Below are 17,502 nucleotides of genomic sequence, written 5' to 3'. Positions count from 1 at the left end.
CGGGTTTTTCAACCTGATACGCCTTAATCTTTTTGAAACGGAAATTAATCCCTTGGCTATTGGTATTTTATTGGTATTATCGCCCGGAGGAGACATCGCGTGAAATTCGTGCTCGGTATCGACGGCGGCGGCACCAGCTGCAGGGCAGCCCTTGCGACAGGCGATGGCGTTGTCATTGGCCGTGCCAAAAGCGGCGCCGCCAACATCCGCACCGATCTCACCGGCGCTCGCACCCACATCGTCGAGGCTGCTCGTCAGGCCTTCATCGCCGCCGGGCAAGATCCGGACCTGATCCCGCAGACACCAGCCATTCTCGGCCTTGCCGGCGCCAATGTCGGCACCTACCGCCAGCAGCTTGAAGCAATCCTGCCGTTCAGCATCAGCCGCGTCGAGACGGACGCCGAGATCGCGCTCGAAGGGGCAGTCGGCTCTGGTGACGGCGCCATGGCCATCCTCGGCACCGGCACCGCCTATATGGCGCGCAAGGGCGGCACGTCGCGCGCCATCGGCGGCTGGGGCTTTCAGGTCGGTGATCAAGGCAGCGGCGCCCGGATCGGCCGCGACCTGCTGGAGCAGACGCTGCTCGCCCATGACGGCGTCCGGCCGCGCTCAGCCCTGACCGACAGCATGATGGCCATTTTCCGCAACAATCCCGAAGACGTGGTCGAGTTCACCACCAATGCCAAGCCCGGCGATTTCGGCGGCTTCGCGCCCAAGGTTTTCGAGCATGCCGAGAAGGGCGACAGCGTCGCCAACTGGATCGTGGACAAGTCGGTTGCCGATGTCGAGGCGTCGCTCCACGCGCTCGACCTCTCTGATGACGCCCCGCTCTGCCTGCTCGGCGGGCTGGCGCCGCTCTATGGGCCGCGCCTTTCCCAGCGCTACCAGGCGCTGCTGAAAGCGCCGCTCGACGATGCGCTGGGCGGCGCCGTGCAGATGGCGGCCCGCATCTTCGTCAAAGCGGAGGCGACGCGATGAGCGATGCCGCCGACCAGATCTTCGCCACGCTGAGGCAGTCGTCGCAGAGCGGCGCCCCGCTCTACCTGCAGCTCAGGAAAAGCATCGAGGACGCCGTCAATCGCGGCCTGATCGGGCCGGGCGATGCGCTGCCTTCCGAGCGCGACATCGCCACCAAGGCCGACATTTCGCGCGTCACCGTCCGCAAGGCGGTGCAGGACCTAGTCAAGGGCGGCATCCTCGTGCAGCGCCACGGCTCCGGCACCTTCGTGGCGCCGCGCATGGAGCGCGTCGAGCAGTCGCTGTCCAGGCTCACTTCATTCACCGAGGACATGGCAAGGCGCGGCATGGCGGTGCGTTCAGCCTGGCTCGACCGCGACCTCTACCCGCCCTCGCCCGACGAGATGATGGTGCTCGGCCTGTCCTCGAACGAGCTGGTGGCGCGCGTGGCGCGCCTGCGCATCGCAAACGACACGCCGCTGGCCATCGAGCGCGCCTCGTTGTCGGCCAGCGTGCTGCCGGATCCGGCCGGGATAGGCTCGTCACTCTATGCGGCGCTGCAACTGACCGGCAACCGGCCGGTGCGGGCGGTGCAGCGCATTTCCGCCGCCAATCTCGGCGACGCCGATGCGCGTCTGCTCGAAGTGCCATCCGGCATTGCCGGCCTGCACATCGAACGCATTTCCTATCTCGCGAGCGGCAAGGTGATCGAGTTCACCCGCTCCATCTACCGCGGCGACGCCTATGATTTCGTCGCCGAACTGCGCCTGACAGGGCCGAGCGAAGAGGGCCGACCATGATCCCCAAGACCACCCATATGCGGCGCGAGATCGACGAAATTCCGCAAGCCGTCGCGCGTCTGCTCGATGGCTCGGCGGCGGTGCTGACCGAGGCCGGACGCGGCATTCGCGAGCGCGATCCGAGCTTCGTCGTTACCGTCGCGCGCGGTTCGTCCGACCATGCCGCCACCTTCATGAAATATGCCGTCGAACTGACCGCCGGCCTGGCCGTCGCTTCGGTCGGTCCATCGGTCGCCTCGATCTACGGCGCCAAGCTCAAGCTCGCCGGTTCGGCTTGCCTCGCCATCTCGCAATCCGGCAAAAGCCCTGATATCGTCGCCATGGCCGAGACGGCACGAGCCGGCGGTGCGCTCACCGTCGCCATCACCAACACCGCCGATTCGCCGCTGGCGCGGGCTTCGGATTTTGCCATCGACATTCTGGCCGGCCCCGAGCGCAGCGTCGCGGCGACCAAGACATTCGTCAATTCGGCGGTCGCCGGCCTGGCGCTGATGGCGCATTGCACCGGCGACGACAGACTGCTGGCCGCCCTCGCCCGCCTGCCCGAGCATTTCAGCAAGGCGATCGCCTGCGACTGGATGGCGCTGGCCGGCGCATTGGAGACGCCGCAATCGCTGTTTATCCTAGGACGTGGCCCGTCGGCGGCGATGGCCAACGAGGCGGCGCTGAAATTCAAGGAGACCTGCGGCATGCATGCAGAGGCCTATAGCGCCGCCGAAGTCATGCACGGCCCGCTGGCCCTGGTCGGGCCAGGCTTCCCGGTGCTGGCGCTCGCCGCCCGCGATGCCTCCGAGCCGTCCGTGGCAGAGGCTGCCGACAACCTTGCCGGCAAGGGTGCAGCCGTTTTTGTAACCTCGGACAAAGCCAAGAGCGCGGCGCGGCTGCCGCATGTCGCCACCGGTCATCCCTTGACCGACCCGCTGACGCTGATCGTCTCCTTCTACGGCTTCGTCGAAGCCTTCGCCCGCCATCGCGGCCTCGATCCGGATGTACCGCGCAATCTGCGCAAGGTGACGGAAACCGTATGAGCGACCGTTTTGCCCTGACTGGCGCCCGAATTTTCGATGGCGACGACTGGCATGACAACGCCGCCCTTGTCGTGCACGGCGATGTGGTCGAAGGCATTCATCCCGTCGGCGCCATTCCGTCGGGCGTTGCCCGCATCGACGCCGGGGGCGGCATGCTGGTGCCGGGTTTTGTCGACCTGCAGGTCAATGGCGGCGGCGGCGTCATGCTCAACGACCATCCCGATGTCGCCTCGCTGGCAACAATCTGCCGGGCGCATGCGCCGTTCGGCACGACCGCACTGCTGCCGACGCTGATCACAGATACGCCTGACATCACCGCCGCGGCCATTGCCGCCGGCACCGGGGCGGCACGGCAAAAACTGCCGGGATTTCTCGGCCTGCATCTCGAAGGGCCGCATCTCTCCGTCGCCCGCAAGGGCGCGCATGAACCGGCGCTGATCCGGCCGATGACGGATGCGGATGAAGCGGCGCTGGTCGCGGCACGCAAAAACCTGCCGGTGCTGCTGACGACGATAGCGCCTGAATCCGTCGAGCCTGCCCGCGTTGCGGCCTTGGCCAAGGCCGGTGTGATTGTCAGCCTCGGCCATTCCGACACCGGCTACGCCACGGCCAGAGCCTTTGCCGATGCCGGCGCCAGCGTGGTCACACATCTGTTCAACGCCATGAGCCAGATCGGCAACCGTGAGCCGGGGCTGGCGGGTGCGGCCATCGACATAGGCAGTCTGTCGGCCGGGATCATCGCCGACGGCATCCATGTCGATCCCGCCACCATGGCAATCGCGCTGCGCGCCAAGCAGGGGCCGGGCAGGATCGTGCTGGTCACCGACGCCATGGCGACGATCGGCACCGCCATGACGTCGTTCACCCTCAACGGCCGCATCATCTATCGCAAGGATGGCAGTCTGCGGCTGGCCGACGGCACGCTGGCCGGCGCCGATCTCGATATGATCTCGGCCGTCCGCTACATGCACAGGATCGTCGGGCTGGACCTGTCGGAAGCGTTGCGCATGGCCTCGCTCTATCCGGCGCAGGCGGTCGGCCAGGCCCACCGGCTCGGCCGCTTCGCCAATGGCACGGCTGCCGATATCGTCGCTCTGTCGGACGCCCTCGACGTCAACGGCGTCTGGATCGGCGGCGACAAGGTTTTTGCAGGCGCGGACAGTCCGCGCTAAAGTCCACCCATGCATGATGTCGACTGCGTTGTCGCCGGAGCCGGTGTTGTCGGCCTCGCCATTGCCCGCGCGCTGGCGCTGTCGGGCCGCGAGGTGCTGGTGGTCGAGAAGGCCGCAGCCATCGGCACGGGCACCAGTTCGCGCAATTCGGAAGTCATCCATGCCGGGCTTCATTATACGCCGGGCAGCCTGAAGGCCCGTCTCTGCGTCAACGGCCGCGAGCGTCTCTATGCCTATTGCCGCGAGCACGACGTCGCCCATCATCGCACCGGCAAACTGATCGTTGCCGTCGAACCCGACCAGTTGGACAAACTGCAGGCGATCCAGATCGACGCGGCGCAATGCGGAGTCGGTGACCTCAAGCTTTTGACGCGCGCAGAGGCCGAAAGCCTGGAACCGGCGCTGAGCTGCGCCGGCGCGCTGCTGTCGCCGTCAACCGGCATCGTCGACAGCCAGGCGCTGATGCTGTCATTGCGTGGAGACGCGGAAGCGGCCGGCGCATCTTTCGCCTTGCTCACCGTTGTCTCAGGCGCGAGCATCGAAGCCGACGGCATCCGGATCGACACGCGCGACGCCGATGGCGAGGGTTTCACCTTGAAGACCGGCGCCTTCATCAACGCCGCCGGCCTCGACGCGCAGGCGCTCGCCGGCCGCATCGAAGGCCTCCCGCAAGACCGTGTTCCGCCGCTGTGGCTGGCGCGCGGCAATTATTTCGCGCTTTCCGGCCGCTCGCCCTTTTCGCGGCTGATCTATCCGGTGCCGGTCCATGGCGGCCTCGGCGTGCATCTGACCCTCGACATGTCGGGGAGCGCGCGCTTTGGCCCGGATGTCGAATGGATCGATCGCGTCGACTATACCGTCGATCCCGCACGAGGCGCTGCCTTCTACGACGAAATCAGGCGCTACTGGTCCGGCCTGGCGGACGGCGCCCTGCAACCGGCCTATGCCGGCGTCAGGCCGAAACTGTCGGGTCCGGGACAGCCGGCCGCCGACTTCGTCATCCAGGGACCGGCTGACCACGGGGGCGGTCAGATCGTCAATCTGTTCGGCATCGAGAGCCCTGGCCTTACCGCCAGCCTCGCCATCGCAGAACATGTCGTTGGGCTTTTATATCCGCAATGACGGGCGTTTCCTGAAACGTCGGGCAGGCGCATACCATGAAACCTTTTGATATGGAGGTCGTTGTCGGGGCATATGTCCGAGGCAAAACCCAAATCGAAACCGGCCGACGGCATCGAAGCGCGCGATGCCACGAAGTCGCGTCGGGAAAAGCCGTCACGGCAAACGCGCGGAGATGGACCGCGCGAGGACACGCCGCGCGAGAAAAAAGCATCGGCCGCCGAAGCCGCGTCCGAGCCCGTTGGCGAGGCTGCGCCGCCGCCGGATGCCGTCGAACCCGATCCCAAGCTGACGCCCGAGCAGGCCGAGCAGGCGCGCAAAAAATATCTGCTGCGGCGTTTCTGGATCAGCGGGCGCGGCTATTGGGGGAGGCATGGCGACAAGCTCGCCTGGCCTTTGACGATCGGAGTGCTGCTGCTGATCTGCATCAACATCGGTTTCCAGTATGGCATCAACGTCTGGAACCGCTCGATGTTCGATGCCCTCGAGCAGCGCAACGCCCGCACGGTCTATCTCCTCAGCGCCGTATTCGTGCCGCTGGTGATCTGCAGCGGCAGCCTTGTCGTCGCGCAGGTCTATCTGCGCATGACGATCCAGCGCCGCTGGCGTTCCTGGCTGACCACCGGGGTCGTCGCGCGCTGGCTGGCAAACGGCCGCTACTACCAGCTGAACCTCGTGGGCGGCGACCACCAGAACCCCGAGGCCCGCATGACCGAGGATCTGCGCATCGCCACCGAGTCGCCGGTCGATTTCACCGCCGGCGTCCTCAACGCGTTCCTGTCGGCCTCGACCTTTATCGTCGTGCTGTGGACCATCGGCGGCGCGCTCACCCTGCCGATCGGCGGCGAGAGCATCACCATTCCCGGCTTTCTGGTCATCACCGCGATCATCTATGCCGCCATCACCTCGACCTCGATGGTGGTCATCGGCCGCGACTTCGTCCAGCTCTCCGAGCGGAAGAACCAGGCGGAGGCCGAACTGCGCTACACGCTGACGCGCGTGCGCGAAAACGGCGAGAGCATCGCCTTGCTGGGAGGCGAGGACGAGGAGCGCAGCGGGATCGACAGGAATTTCGGCCATGTGCTGAGGCAATGGGCGCTGCTGACCGGACAGCACATGCGCACGGCCGCGGTGTCGCAGGGATCGAGCCTGTTTGCGCCGGTCGTGCCGATCCTTTTGTGCGCGCCAAAATTCCTCGAAGGCTCGATGACGCTTGGCGAGGTGATGCAGGCGGCGTCTGCCTTTGGCATCGTGCAAGGCGCGTTCGGCTGGCTGGTCGACAACTATCCGCGCCTCGCCGACTGGAACGCCTCCGCGCGGCGCATTGCCTCGCTGATGATGTCGCTCGATGGGCTCGAGCGCGCCGAGCAGAGCGATGCGCTCGGACGCATCAACCGGGGCGAAGCGGAAGACGGCGCCATCCTCAGCCTCGACAATCTTTCCGTGACACTCGACGACGGCACCTCCGTAGTCAAGGAAACCGAGGTCGTGATCGAGCCGGGCGAGCGGGTGCTGGTTTCAGGCGAATCCGGTTCAGGCAAGTCGACGCTGGTGCGGGCCGTCGCGGGCCTGTGGCCATGGGGCGGCGGCAGCGTCAATTTCCACACCGACAGGCGCCTGTTCATGCTGCCGCAACGCCCCTACATCCCTTCCGGAACGCTTCGCCGCGCGGTCGCCTATCCCGCGGCGGCGGACAAGTGGACCATCAAGCAAATCAAGGCTGCCCTCGACAAGGTGGGGCTTGGCTATCTCACCGGCAGGATCAAGGAAGAGGCGCCATGGGACCAGACGCTGTCGGGCGGCGAAAAGCAACGCCTCGCCTTCGCGCGCCTGCTGCTGCATCGCCCCGATATCGTGGTGCTGGATGAAGCGACTTCGGCGCTCGACGAGAAGAGCCAGGACACGATGATGTTGACGGTGATCCGCGAACTGCCTGACGTCACCATCATCAGCGTGGCGCATCGTGCGGAGCTCGAAGCCTTCCACAGCCGCAAGATCACCCTGGAGCGGCGGGAGGGCGGCGCCAAGCTCGTCAGCGACGTCGACCTCATCCCGCGCAAGCGCAAACGCAGCCTGCTGAACCGCGCTTTGTGGGGTTCCAGCACTCGGGTGAAAAAGCCGCGCAAGTAAAAGGCGCCACTGCCGAACCGCGAACAGAGATGTCCAGGCGAAGCGCTTGGGCAAAGACATTAGCCGGCTATGGATTAGCCGTAGAGACCCTTGTAGGTCTCGCGCAGCAGGTTCTTCTGCACCTTGCCCATCGTGTTGCGCGGCAGCTCATCGACGAAGATCACCTGCTTCGGGTGCTTGTATTTGGCCAGCTGGCCGGCAATGGCGCCAACGATCTCGGCCCCGGTGATCCGCGATGCCGGCGCCCGCACCACGACAGCGGTGACGCCTTCGCCGAAATCGGGATGGGCAATTCCGATGACGGCACTTTCCAAGACGCCGGCAACGGCGTCGATCTCGCTCTCGATCTCCTTGGGATAGATGTTGTAGCCGCCGGAGATAATGAGATCCTTGCCGCGGCCGACGATGTGGACGTAGCCGTCCGCGTCGATGATGCCGAGGTCGCCGGTGATGAAGAAGCCGTCCTTGCGAAACTCCGCCTTGGTTTTTTCCGGCATGCGCCAATAGCCGGAAAAGACATTCGGACCTTTGACCTCGATCATGCCGACTTCACCCTGGCCAAGCGCATCGCCGCTGTCAGGGTCGGCGATGCGCAGCGAAACGCCGGGCAGCGGGAAGCCGACCGTGCCGGCCCGACGCTCGCCCTCATAGGGGTTCGACGTGTTCATGTTGGTCTCGGTCATGCCGTAGCGCTCGAGAATGGCGTGGCCGGTGCGCTCGCGCCAGGCCTTGTGCGTTTCGGCGAGCAGCGGCGCCGAGCCGGAAACGAACAGGCGGATGTTCTTCGCCGCCTGGGCATCCAGCCCGTCCTGCTGCAGGAGCCTGGTATAGAAGGTCGGCACCCCCATCATCACTGTCGCGCGGGGCAAGAGCGAGACGATGCGGCCGGCGTCGAATTTCCGCTCGAACAGCATCGAGGCGCCGGCCATCAGGGTGACGTTGGTGGCGACGAACAAGCCGTGCGTATGGAAGATCGGCAACGCGTGGATCAGCACGTCATCCCCGGTGAAACGCCATTGCTCGACCAGCACGCGCGCATTGGAGGCCAGGTTTTCATGGCTGAGCATGGCGCCCTTGGAGCGTCCGGTGGTGCCGGATGTGTAAAGGATTGCGGCCAGATCGTCCGGCCCGCGCGCCACGGCGTCGAAATCCGTGGGCTGTTGTGCCGCCAGTGCGGTCAGCGAGCCCTCACCATTGCTGCCAAGCGTGACGGTGGCAGCACCCGACGCCTGCGCCAACGGCGCGATAGCGCCGGCGCGGGCCGGGTCGCAGACGACCAGCCGCGGCTCGGCATCCCCGAAGAAATAGCCGAGTTCGGCCAGCGTGTAGGCGGTGTTGAGCGGCAGGAAGACCGCGCCGGCGCGCAGGCAGGCGAGGTAGAGGAAAATGCATTCGGGGCTTTTTTCGACCTGCACGGCAACGCGGTCGCCCGGCTCGACGCCAAAATGCCTCAGCGCATGTGCCAGCTGTGCCGATTGCGCCAACATGTCGCCATAGGCGATCGCGCGTCCGTCATCGGTCGCCATCAGGATGCGCTCGGAGGCTGAAATCCGGCCGCGGAACGCGTCGAACAGGTGATTGGTCATGCGCATTCCCTAGAGATGATGCCGAAAAGTGTGAAGCGGTTTTCGGAGGACATCATGCTCTATCCCTTTGATTTAGAGCCGGATGGCCTTGGAACAAAGGAAACGATTTCGCCTCCGTCCGGCAAAAACGTGAAATCGGGTTTGCCGCCGATCAGATGAAGGCAAGCGGACTTGGATAACGGGCGATTTTGGATAGCGGGCGGATTTTGGATAGCGGACCGGAAGCGCTTCTATCTGCGGCTGCGCAGCGCCTTGGTGGCGCTCACGCGTGGATCGCCGCTGTCGTTGAAGCGCTCCATGCACATGGCTGCCGTCAGACGGTAGTGGCTGAGGAGGGCTTCAACGGCGCCATCGGCATCGCCATCCACCGTGCGCTCCGCAATCAGCCGATGTTCACTGATTTCGTCGCGCTCGCTGCCGTCCTGGGAGATCAGCCGGTAACGGGAGGCCTGATCCGAAAGCTGGTCGCAAAAGCCGGTCAGCCAATGCGAGCGGCAGCCTGCGATCAGTGCCCGATGGAAGGCGCGGTGCAGCTTTTCCCATTCCGGATTGTTCGAGGACGGATCCTCCGGCAAGCGGCGCGGGGCACGCGCCAGGCGATGCAAGGCCAGCACGAGCTGCTCTTCCCATTCGCCGGTGCGGTTGGCAATGGATTCACGCAGCGCCCGCTCTTCCAGCCAGCAGCGGGTGCGCGTCAATTCCTCGAGTTCCGGGGCACTGACCGGCATGATGAAGAAACCGCGCTGGTCGTGGCGGCCGAGCAGGCCTTCCGAAGCAAGTCGGTTGAGGGCCTCGCGAACCGGTGAGGCGCCGGCGCCGTAACGGGAAACCACCCATTCGACACGAAGCTTGCTTTCACTTTCAAACACGCCGCGCAGGAGATCGTCGCGAAGCTGTTGATAGACCGTACTAGCGAGTGTGCTCTTGGGTCCCGCGCCTTCGCTCACATCGGCAGATCCGTAGGTCAATATGACTCCTGTAGCTCTCCCATGCTCCGCTAGGCCGTTCGCGAAGCAAACGATTTCCCCTGTAAATTTACTGTAACTCCTAAGGCATCCGCCCCTCAAGCGAAAGATCACGATATTCGACCTAAAGAGGAAGGTTGACCGCATCTTATCCGCCGGAAGTAACTAAAATCGTGAAAAACTTGTTCTTCTGAAGAAAGTTTGTCTCCCAGCATGGCAGGCGCCCTCGAGAAACAGCTTCGAGATCCCGAATACGGATAATTTTTTCTTAACGCGCGTCATGCCGCCGGATTGACCTCTCCCCGCATGCAGATCCCTCGGCAGTTATCCACTAGATTTATGGGCCAAAACTAGTGCCGGATGCCGCGATCCTGTCGCTTGCCGCGATGCCCTTGCGGCTGCCACCCGTTGACGGCTTTTTGGGAGATCGAAGGATCAGGCAGGGAGATCAGGCCGAGGAGAACCGACCAGCCGGGAACTTGCCCTGGAACTGATGTCAGCCGGCAGCCCGGTCGGCCGCGGTTCGGATGGCTTCTATATTGGCCCGGTAGGCTTCGACGCTGCCGCCCTTGAAGATGGCGGCGCCCGCCACCAGCACATCGGCGCCGGCTGATGTGACCAGAGGGGCGGTTTCCGGCGACACGCCGCCGTCGATCTCGATGCGAATCGGCCGGTTTCCGATCAGCGCTTTCACCCGCTTGACCTTGTCGACCATGGCCGGGATGAAGGCCTGCCCGCCGAAACCCGGATTGACGGTCATGATCAGGATCAGGTCAAGCCGGTCGAGCACATATTCGATCGCACTTTCCGGCGTCGCCGGATTAAGCGATACGCCGGCCTTCTTGCCGAGACCCTTGATGGTCTGAAGCGAGCGGTCGAGATGCGGTCCGGCCTCGGCATGCACGGTCATGCCGTCGCAGCCGGCATCGGCAAAGGCGGCCAGATAAGGATCGGCCGGCGCAATCATCAGATGGCAGTCGAAGAAGGCCTTGGTGCGGTTGCGGATGGCCTTGATCACCGGCGGGCCGAAGGTGATGTTGGGCACGAAATGCCCGTCCATCACGTCGAGATGGATCCAGTCGGCGCCGGCCGCCGCCACCGCCTCGACCTCGTCGCCGAGCTTCGAGAAATCCGACGCCAGCACCGATGGCGCGATCAGGGTCTTCCTGCTCATGATGCGGCCCCTTTGGGCGCCCTGTTTGCGGGCGCGATCCAAACGTCTGCCTAGACCATGATCCCGAAAAGGGAAAGTCGGTATTTGTTGTGCTAGGAGCGGCCCGGCTGATGCCTTACCTGCTCGGCCTCGCTTCCGGTTATGGCCCAATTGGCGAAAACAGAAAGGAGAGCTCAGAGGGAAAGACCGTCTCTTCCATGCTGACGTCGCTGGACGGCTTTATCGAGGGACCGTCGGGCGACAGCGGCTTGCTGGCGTCCGAGGAAGATTGCACCGGCATTTCAACGACGAGATGCGGCGGACCCCGATCGCGCTGACGAAAAAAAACCGCCGAATCGCTCCGGCGGGGTTCTGAATTTTGACTCGTGTCAGATCCTATGGCTTGAAGTTGGCCGCCGGATCCCTTTGCGGCTGTACCTGCGTCTGCGGCGTGCGCTTCGGTATGAACTGCTGAAGGACACCTGGATTGAGCAACAGGGTCGGGTCGAGCGACGGCTGCTGCCGGATGGCTCTGCAGTTCGGGAACCGACCAACGGTGCCTTCGGGGCAGCGCCGCCTGATGATCGGCACGCACTGGCCGCCGACCATCTGCGAGCCCGGGGCGCAGTCTCCCACCTGCGGCCTCGGCTTGCGGCATGCGCCGTCGATCACCTGGGTGCCGCGCGGGCAAACACACTCGCCGCGCTTGTTGTGCACCTGGCCGCGTATGTCGCACTGTTCCAGCACAGGCTTCTTCTGCCGGCAGGCATTGCCTTGCACCTCGGTACCCCGCGGGCAGACACAATTGCCATTGGCGTCGTGGACCTGGCCGCGGATCGAGCACTGCTCGGGCTTCGGCCGGATCGGCCGGCAGACCTTGCCCCTGACTTCTGTGCCGTCCGGGCAGACGCAATCGCCATTGGCGTTTTGGATCTGACCACGGATCGAGCACTGTTCAGGCTTTGGCCGGATCGGCCGGCAGGCTCCATTGCGCACCTCTGTCCCACGCGGGCAGACACAATCGCCATCGGCATCATGAACCTGGCCGCGTATGCTGCACTCCTGAGGCTTCTGCTTGTCGCGCACGCAGGCATTTGCCTGTCGGTCGAGATGCGTACCTTCCGGGCAGTAGCAGCCATTGCCGTCCGACGTCGGGACCGAACCGGGGATGGTGCAGCCAGGCTTGTCGGTCTTGATGCAAGCGCCGTTCTCAAGCTCGGTTCCGCGGGGGCAGACACAGCGTCCATCCTCGGTGCGGATCTGGCCCTTGAGCAGCACGCAGGGCCTTGGATCCTTTGGCTGGATGATGACGCCGCCGTCGGGCGAGCACTGGCCGTTGCGGAACGTCGTGCCTTCCGGACACACGCACCGACCGGCATCGTTCATGACGAACCCCGGCGAGCATTCCTTCTTCACCTCGCGCTTGATGGTGAACGGATGGCAGGCATAGGCCTTGCCGCGATCGCCCTGGATATTGGTCAGGTCGCCGGGCAGTACGTCGCCGCCGCCTTGCACCCTGGTGTCGGGAGACAAGACCCCGACGCAGTTCCGGCCGCTGACGTTGCCCCGCAGATTGGCCAGGGGAGCGTCGGGAAGGACCACGGTGACCTTGTGCACATGGCTTTCCCCGGCGCCGAGCGTCAGGTTGGCAATGCAGGTCAACGGCAAGGTCGTCGGTTCGGGCGAGCAGCCGAAGGGCGGCTCGATCGAGGTGATCGCGACGCCTTGCAGCCGCCCCAGCCCGTCCACCCCGATCGCATCGCCGATGCGGACCGGACCGGAGAAGGCGGTCTGGCCATCATTGGTGATGGTGATCTCGAACGAGCAGGGTTGCCCGGGCTGGCACTCGGCATCGCCGGTCTTCTTGACGCTGATGGTGGACGTGCCGCCGCCCTTGGCGCAGGCCTGGCCGATAGGGTAGACGATATCGTCTCCAGGGGCCGGGCCATACGAGCCGCGTGCGCAGTTCTCGAACGCGCCATTGGCCGAGACCGTCACGTCGAAGTGCCTCGATGTTCCGGGAGTCATCACGGCGCCGGGAATCTGGCACGACAGCGCATTGGCCGGAACCGCTCCGCAGGCCCATTCCGCACCGTCGGGTGTGACGGTCTGGATCTGGACCGGCGCGCCACCCGATATCAGCGTGGCAGCATCGTTGACCCGCACCGGACCGGTGGGGGCAGAGGTGCCAAGGCTGATGACGGTGATGCGGCAGGAAACCACCGCCGCACCGGCGAGCGAGCCATTGCAGACCTTGGTGATGCGTAGGGTCGGCTTGCCGCCATTGGGATGACGGAAGCGTTCCTTGGCGCAGGCCTTGTTGTTGGTGAGGTCGACCTCACCGGGGACGGGCTTCAGCGCCGCGCAGTTCTCGACCGAATCCGACTGGTAGCCGGCCGGCATGACCGCCCTGACGACGATCGGCGTCGAGGCGCCCGGCATCAGCACGATGCCTGCATTGTCGCAGCGGAACTGGCCGGGACCGTTCGGTCCGCATGTCCAGGGCGGAGACGGGCCGAAGGTCGAAGAGGCCGGCGCGCCGCCCGGGTAATTGTCGATAACCGTCAGCGGCCCATTATAGGGGACGCTGCCATTGTTGATGATGTCGATCACGAAGTAGCAGATGCCGTCGGGTGTGCAGACCGGGATGCGGGCACGCTTCTTCAGGATCAGGTCGACCTTCTTGTCGACCGGGGGCCGGCAATCGCGGTCGCGGTCGCCACGCCGGCAGATCGGGATCGAGGCACAGCCGCGATCGTTCTGCTGGCTGCCGAACAGCGGCTTGCCGCTGGCGCCGTAATTATAGGTGGCGCAGTTGCGCAGCGCGCTGCCTTGCCAACCACCCGCCGGCTTGAAGCCGAGCTTGAGGTTGATGGAGGCCCCCGGATTGAGCGTGGTCACCGGATAGGTGCACGTCATCGGGGTCACGCCGGGCATGCATACCCAGGGCGGATTGGGCCCTGAATCCAGAGTCGAGCCGGCCGGCAGCGTCACCTCGTCGAGCACGATCTTGCCGTGATACGGCCCGTCGCCGACATTGGTGACCTTGATGGTGAAGTCGCAGCCGCCCCCCATTGTGCAACGCGTCACGTCGGCGCGTTTCTCGACCTTGAGGTCCGGTTCCTTGTCCTTGGGGGACATCTCAAGTCACGCGGGATGACGATGTCGATGGTCTGCGTGCAGCATAGTCCCCAACCCTCCTTCGGGCCGGCATAGGTCTCGATGCCGGTGACGATGAGGTGGATGACGTCGCCGGGCGATGCACCGACGATCTTCCAGTTCAGCACACCGCCGCCCGCCGGCACCAATTGCGTGTCGGGGATGATGGTGATGCCTGGGGTCGTCGTCGATACCTGCACCCATTTTCCGCCCATCTCCGGGCCGACAGGCATGTGGTAGATGAACGCGCCGCCGCCTTGCACGCAATCGACCGTGCCGCGCTCCACCTTGAAACATTCCCGGTCGGGAGGCGGAGGCCGCTTGTCACAGTTGGTGAGGTCGATCTTGATCGAGGTCTTGGCCCCGGTCTTGTAGTCGCCGTCGTCGGGCTTGCCCGGATCCTGCGACGGGATGATGGCCCCCGTGCCGACGCCCGGCGTCACCTTGATCATGCCCTGGTTGTCGACGATGGTCGGCGAAGGAAACGCCGCATGGTCGATCTTGGCGGTGATCTTGAAATTGATGACGCGTTCATTGCCAGCCCCAGCGCCGTCGAGATCGGTGGTGGAAATCCGGAAATCGGAAACCGTTGCCGTATCGTTCGGATTAGCCGAGGTGCTGATTGTCGCACCCGGCAGCGGTCCGCCAGACGCATCCGTGCCGTCGCCGGACACGTTGACGTTGACGATCGCAAGACCGTGCGGAAGCTGATCCTTGAAGTCGAGTTGGAGTTTCTTCAGCCTGGCCGAAAAGCTTGGGTCGGCAAAGCCTTGCGAGTCGCCGCGCAGGCCAAAGCTCAGGGAGTAGACGACGTAGTCGCAGCTCCTCTGTGTGCCTGTTTTGGTGAAGAACGGCACGATCCGTTCCGGCCTCGGATTGACGATTTTTGAATTGTCGAGGTCGAGCCGCAGTTCCGGAGTGATCGGGACTGCATCTTCGGCGTGGCTTGCCACAGGGGTGAACATGGCGACCGCGATACCGGCCGCCATCAGCCAGCGCGCGCCGCGCCTGGCATATGACAGGGGTTTCATGATGGTCTCCATGACGTTGGATTGACTGCTGTTCGCGGTCGGGGAAAGTGCGAGATTTTTCATCTTCCCCTCCTCAACGTTCGCAGCTGACGGCCGGGGTTCTGAGCGGCAAAGTCATCTTGCAGCAAGGGTAGTAGCCACCCTTGTCCTTGTCGGACTGCCTGTAGAAGCAAAGTCCAACATCGACTCTGTCGCCCGGAGAATGGCCGGTGATGTCGACCGTGTAAGGCTTACCGGGAGCATGCGACTGGGGTGATGTCACCCCGACGCCTGGTGTCATGGACTGGACCTTGATCGAATCGCCGCCAAAGCCGGCATGGTCATGGAGATAGAGGTCGGCCTGGAGGCCGCGAGGCGTGCAGTAGAACTGAACATCCTCGACATCGATGCACGGAGGCAGATCGCCGGGCGGTGGGAAGCCCGGCGGATAGAACGGCGGCAGATAACCGCCTGGGATCTCTTCATAATAGCCGGCACGGCCGTCGCAGGGGTGCCAGACCTCGACGTCGCCGACATGGCCTTCCACTTCTGGGTCTTCGAAATAGCCGTCGAAGTCGACGAACCACGAGCCGAAAGGCGGCACGTTGGCCGGCTTGACCAACGGCGTCGGCGTGATCTGCACGCCGTGCACGGCAAGCGGCCCGCCGGCGGCGAGCTGGTCGGCAAGTGTCGGGTTGTCGCGCAGCTTGTCGCCGGTGTTGACCAGCGTGTCGGTGCACACGCCGGTGTCGAGATTGCCGTCGGCGTCATAGCCATATTGCAGGTCGAGCCCACCGGCCGACTGCCGGTTGCCTTGCGGGAAGCCGACTGCATATTCCTGCGGCTCTTCCACCCAGACCGATTCCGTCGCCGGATCGTCCGGGTTTTCGCGCCAGTAGCGGATGACCTCGCCCTTGCCGGAATCGGCGAACTGGCTGTAATCGTAGCGATTCTCGACCGGGCCGCGCTGCGCCAGATACATGAAGCCCTGGTTGTCGAAGGCGATGTCGGTGACGGCGTAGTCCTTGTCGGCCTTGACCGTCAGCTCCCAGCGCGGATCACCGGCAAAGCTGCCATCGCGGGCAATGCCAACCGACCAGATCTCGGCCTTTTCGCCGACCGAATAATAGAGCCGGCCGCCATGATAGGCGACGGACCAGACGCGGCGTTCGTCCTGCGTGTAGCCCCATGTGTCGGGGTCTTCCGAGTCGAAGACAGCACCCTGTATGTCCATCACCGCACCGTCATCGGCGACGGGAGCCAGCCCATGCGCCGGCCGCCCGGCAACGCCGTGATCGAATGTGTCGATCAGCGTGCCGTTGGCATCGAGGCGGTGGATGAGGCCGGTGTCGAGATCGCTGGCGAAGAACTCGCGGTGATTGCTGTCGAAGCTGATGTCGCCGATGCCGGAACCGCTGTTGGTGTCAATGTCGGCGAATTTGGAGACCGCGCCGGTGATGCCGTCGATCTTCCAGATCGTGCCCGGACCGCCACCGCTTTCGGTGCCGAACTGGCCGTCCATGAAGACGGCGCCTGCGGTTCCGCGGCGCTGTCGCTCGGGCCGACCGTCGGCATCTTCGTCCGGGGTGACGATACGGATGCCGTGCAGCGAGGTAGCGCCGGCATAGAGGTTGGGGACGCCCGAGGGAACGCCGTCGCGCACACCGTCATCATAGGTGATGGCGAATACCTGGCCGATCTGTTCGGCCGTCACCTCGAAAGGCGGCGGCGTGTAGACGAGCTGGCCGGAAGCCGGTCCGCCGAGCGCCGAAACGTCGAAGACGCGCAAGGTGGCGCGCGTCGTGTCGATGAAGGTTTCGTCGACCGGGTCGACGCCGGGCGGCAGCCCCCCCCTTTCGGAATCGGCAGAGTCGAAATTGGGAATGACGGTGCCGGAAAATCCAGTGACCGCCATCGAGCCGGGATAGATGATCTGGGTTTCCTGCGCTTGGGCGGCTGTGCCCAACCAGAGCGCGGCGCTCAGCGCCAGGGCAAGCAAACCGCCGGCCAGATGGAGCGAACGGCGCAAACCGCCGCTTGGAGACGACATGGACGCGCCGCGATCGCAGGACATAAAACTCCCCCCGAAGTTTTCGGGAGGAACATCCGGTCCGGCCGCGCGAAACAGGGCAAGGCGCGGCGTTCCGGCACGTTCGTCCCTGATCGAATTGTCTGCTTTCCTCATCTTCACGATACGCCTGCTCCTGCGCAGGGTCAACGGAATCAGCCGAAAGCCCAGCGCATCGACTCCATCCCGAAGGCGGTGGTCGCGCTGAGCTTGCGTTGGTCCCGGAGACCGTGGAGCCTCTGGGGTCCTAGTCATGGGGGCATCCTTTCCGGCCCGCACCATGCGGCGCCTGGTCGTCAGTCGCAGGCTGAAGCGGAAAGGTTCATGCAAAACGGCGGCCGGGTCTGTCCGCCAT

Annotated in this window: 10 protein-coding genes and 1 pseudogene; 6 read left to right on the top strand and 5 right to left on the bottom strand. The window is 64.6% G+C overall.

Translation table 11 applies throughout. The annotated features are described in order from the left end of the window. Window positions 1–99 precede the first annotated feature (99 nt). The 6 genes from NKK52_RS27650 to NKK52_RS27625 all read left to right on the top strand — a co-directional run bounded on the left by NKK52_RS27650 (window position 100) and on the right by NKK52_RS27625 (window position 7,206). Window positions 100–978: a glucosamine kinase nucleotide-binding domain-containing protein gene (locus tag NKK52_RS27650; protein ID WP_023668846.1), complete on the top strand. Its 879-nt coding sequence runs from the start codon at window positions 100–102 to the stop codon at window positions 976–978. Then, window positions 975–1,757, top strand: a complete 783-nt coding sequence (locus NKK52_RS27645; protein WP_023668847.1) for a GntR family transcriptional regulator — start codon at window positions 975–977, stop codon at window positions 1,755–1,757. The genes NKK52_RS27650 and NKK52_RS27645 overlap by 4 nt, the downstream gene beginning before the upstream one ends. Continuing rightward, window positions 1,754–2,785, top strand: a complete 1,032-nt coding sequence (locus NKK52_RS27640; protein ID WP_023684262.1) for an SIS domain-containing protein — start codon at window positions 1,754–1,756, stop codon at window positions 2,783–2,785. Before NKK52_RS27645 ends, NKK52_RS27640 begins: the two co-directional genes overlap by 4 nt. Then, window positions 2,782–3,957: an N-acetylglucosamine-6-phosphate deacetylase gene (gene nagA, locus NKK52_RS27635; RefSeq protein ID WP_023684263.1), complete on the top strand. Its 1,176-nt coding sequence runs from the start codon at window positions 2,782–2,784 to the stop codon at window positions 3,955–3,957. Before NKK52_RS27640 ends, nagA begins: the two co-directional genes overlap by 4 nt. Window positions 3,958–3,966: 9 nt before the next feature. Further along, entirely contained in the window at window positions 3,967–5,079 is a 1,113-nt protein-coding gene (locus tag NKK52_RS27630; protein WP_352609095.1) for an NAD(P)/FAD-dependent oxidoreductase, read from the top strand. A gap of 72 nt (window positions 5,080–5,151) precedes the next feature. Then, on the top strand, window positions 5,152–7,206 hold the full coding sequence (locus tag NKK52_RS27625; RefSeq protein ID WP_023684264.1) for an ABC transporter ATP-binding protein/permease: 2,055 nt from the start codon (window positions 5,152–5,154) through the stop codon (window positions 7,204–7,206). Window positions 7,207–7,280: 74 nt separating this feature from the next. Here NKK52_RS27625 and NKK52_RS27620 read toward each other — a convergent pair whose 3' ends face one another. The 5 genes and pseudogenes from NKK52_RS27620 to NKK52_RS27600 all read right to left on the bottom strand — a co-directional run bounded on the left by NKK52_RS27620 (window position 7,281) and on the right by NKK52_RS27600 (window position 17,429). Further along, window positions 7,281–8,792: a malonate--CoA ligase gene (locus tag NKK52_RS27620; RefSeq protein ID WP_031204152.1), complete on the bottom strand. Its 1,512-nt coding sequence runs from the start codon at window positions 8,790–8,792 to the stop codon at window positions 7,281–7,283. A gap of 230 nt (window positions 8,793–9,022) precedes the next feature. After that, on the bottom strand, window positions 9,023–9,760 hold the full coding sequence (locus tag NKK52_RS27615) for a GntR family transcriptional regulator (RefSeq protein WP_023668851.1): 738 nt from the start codon (window positions 9,758–9,760) through the stop codon (window positions 9,023–9,025). Between the two features lie 493 nt (window positions 9,761–10,253). Next, the gene (gene rpe, locus NKK52_RS27610; RefSeq protein WP_023684266.1) at window positions 10,254–10,931 is read right to left on the bottom strand and encodes a ribulose-phosphate 3-epimerase; all 678 of its coding nucleotides are present in this window, start codon (window positions 10,929–10,931) and stop codon (window positions 10,254–10,256) included. Between the two features lie 375 nt (window positions 10,932–11,306). Beyond that, window positions 11,307–15,163: pseudogene (locus NKK52_RS27605) on the bottom strand (DUF7929 domain-containing protein). A gap of 10 nt (window positions 15,164–15,173) precedes the next feature. Continuing rightward, a complete protein-coding gene (locus NKK52_RS27600; protein WP_031204153.1) occupies window positions 15,174–17,429 on the bottom strand; it encodes an NHL repeat-containing protein in 2,256 nt (751 codons plus the stop codon). Window positions 17,430–17,502 lie beyond the last annotated feature (73 nt).

This window comes from Mesorhizobium sp. C277A (genome assembly GCF_040324395.1).
Taxonomy (GTDB): domain Bacteria; phylum Pseudomonadota; class Alphaproteobacteria; order Rhizobiales; family Rhizobiaceae; genus Mesorhizobium.
The sequence above is the reverse complement of the archived record's forward strand: the minus strand, read 5'-3'. Positions and strand labels throughout refer to the sequence as shown.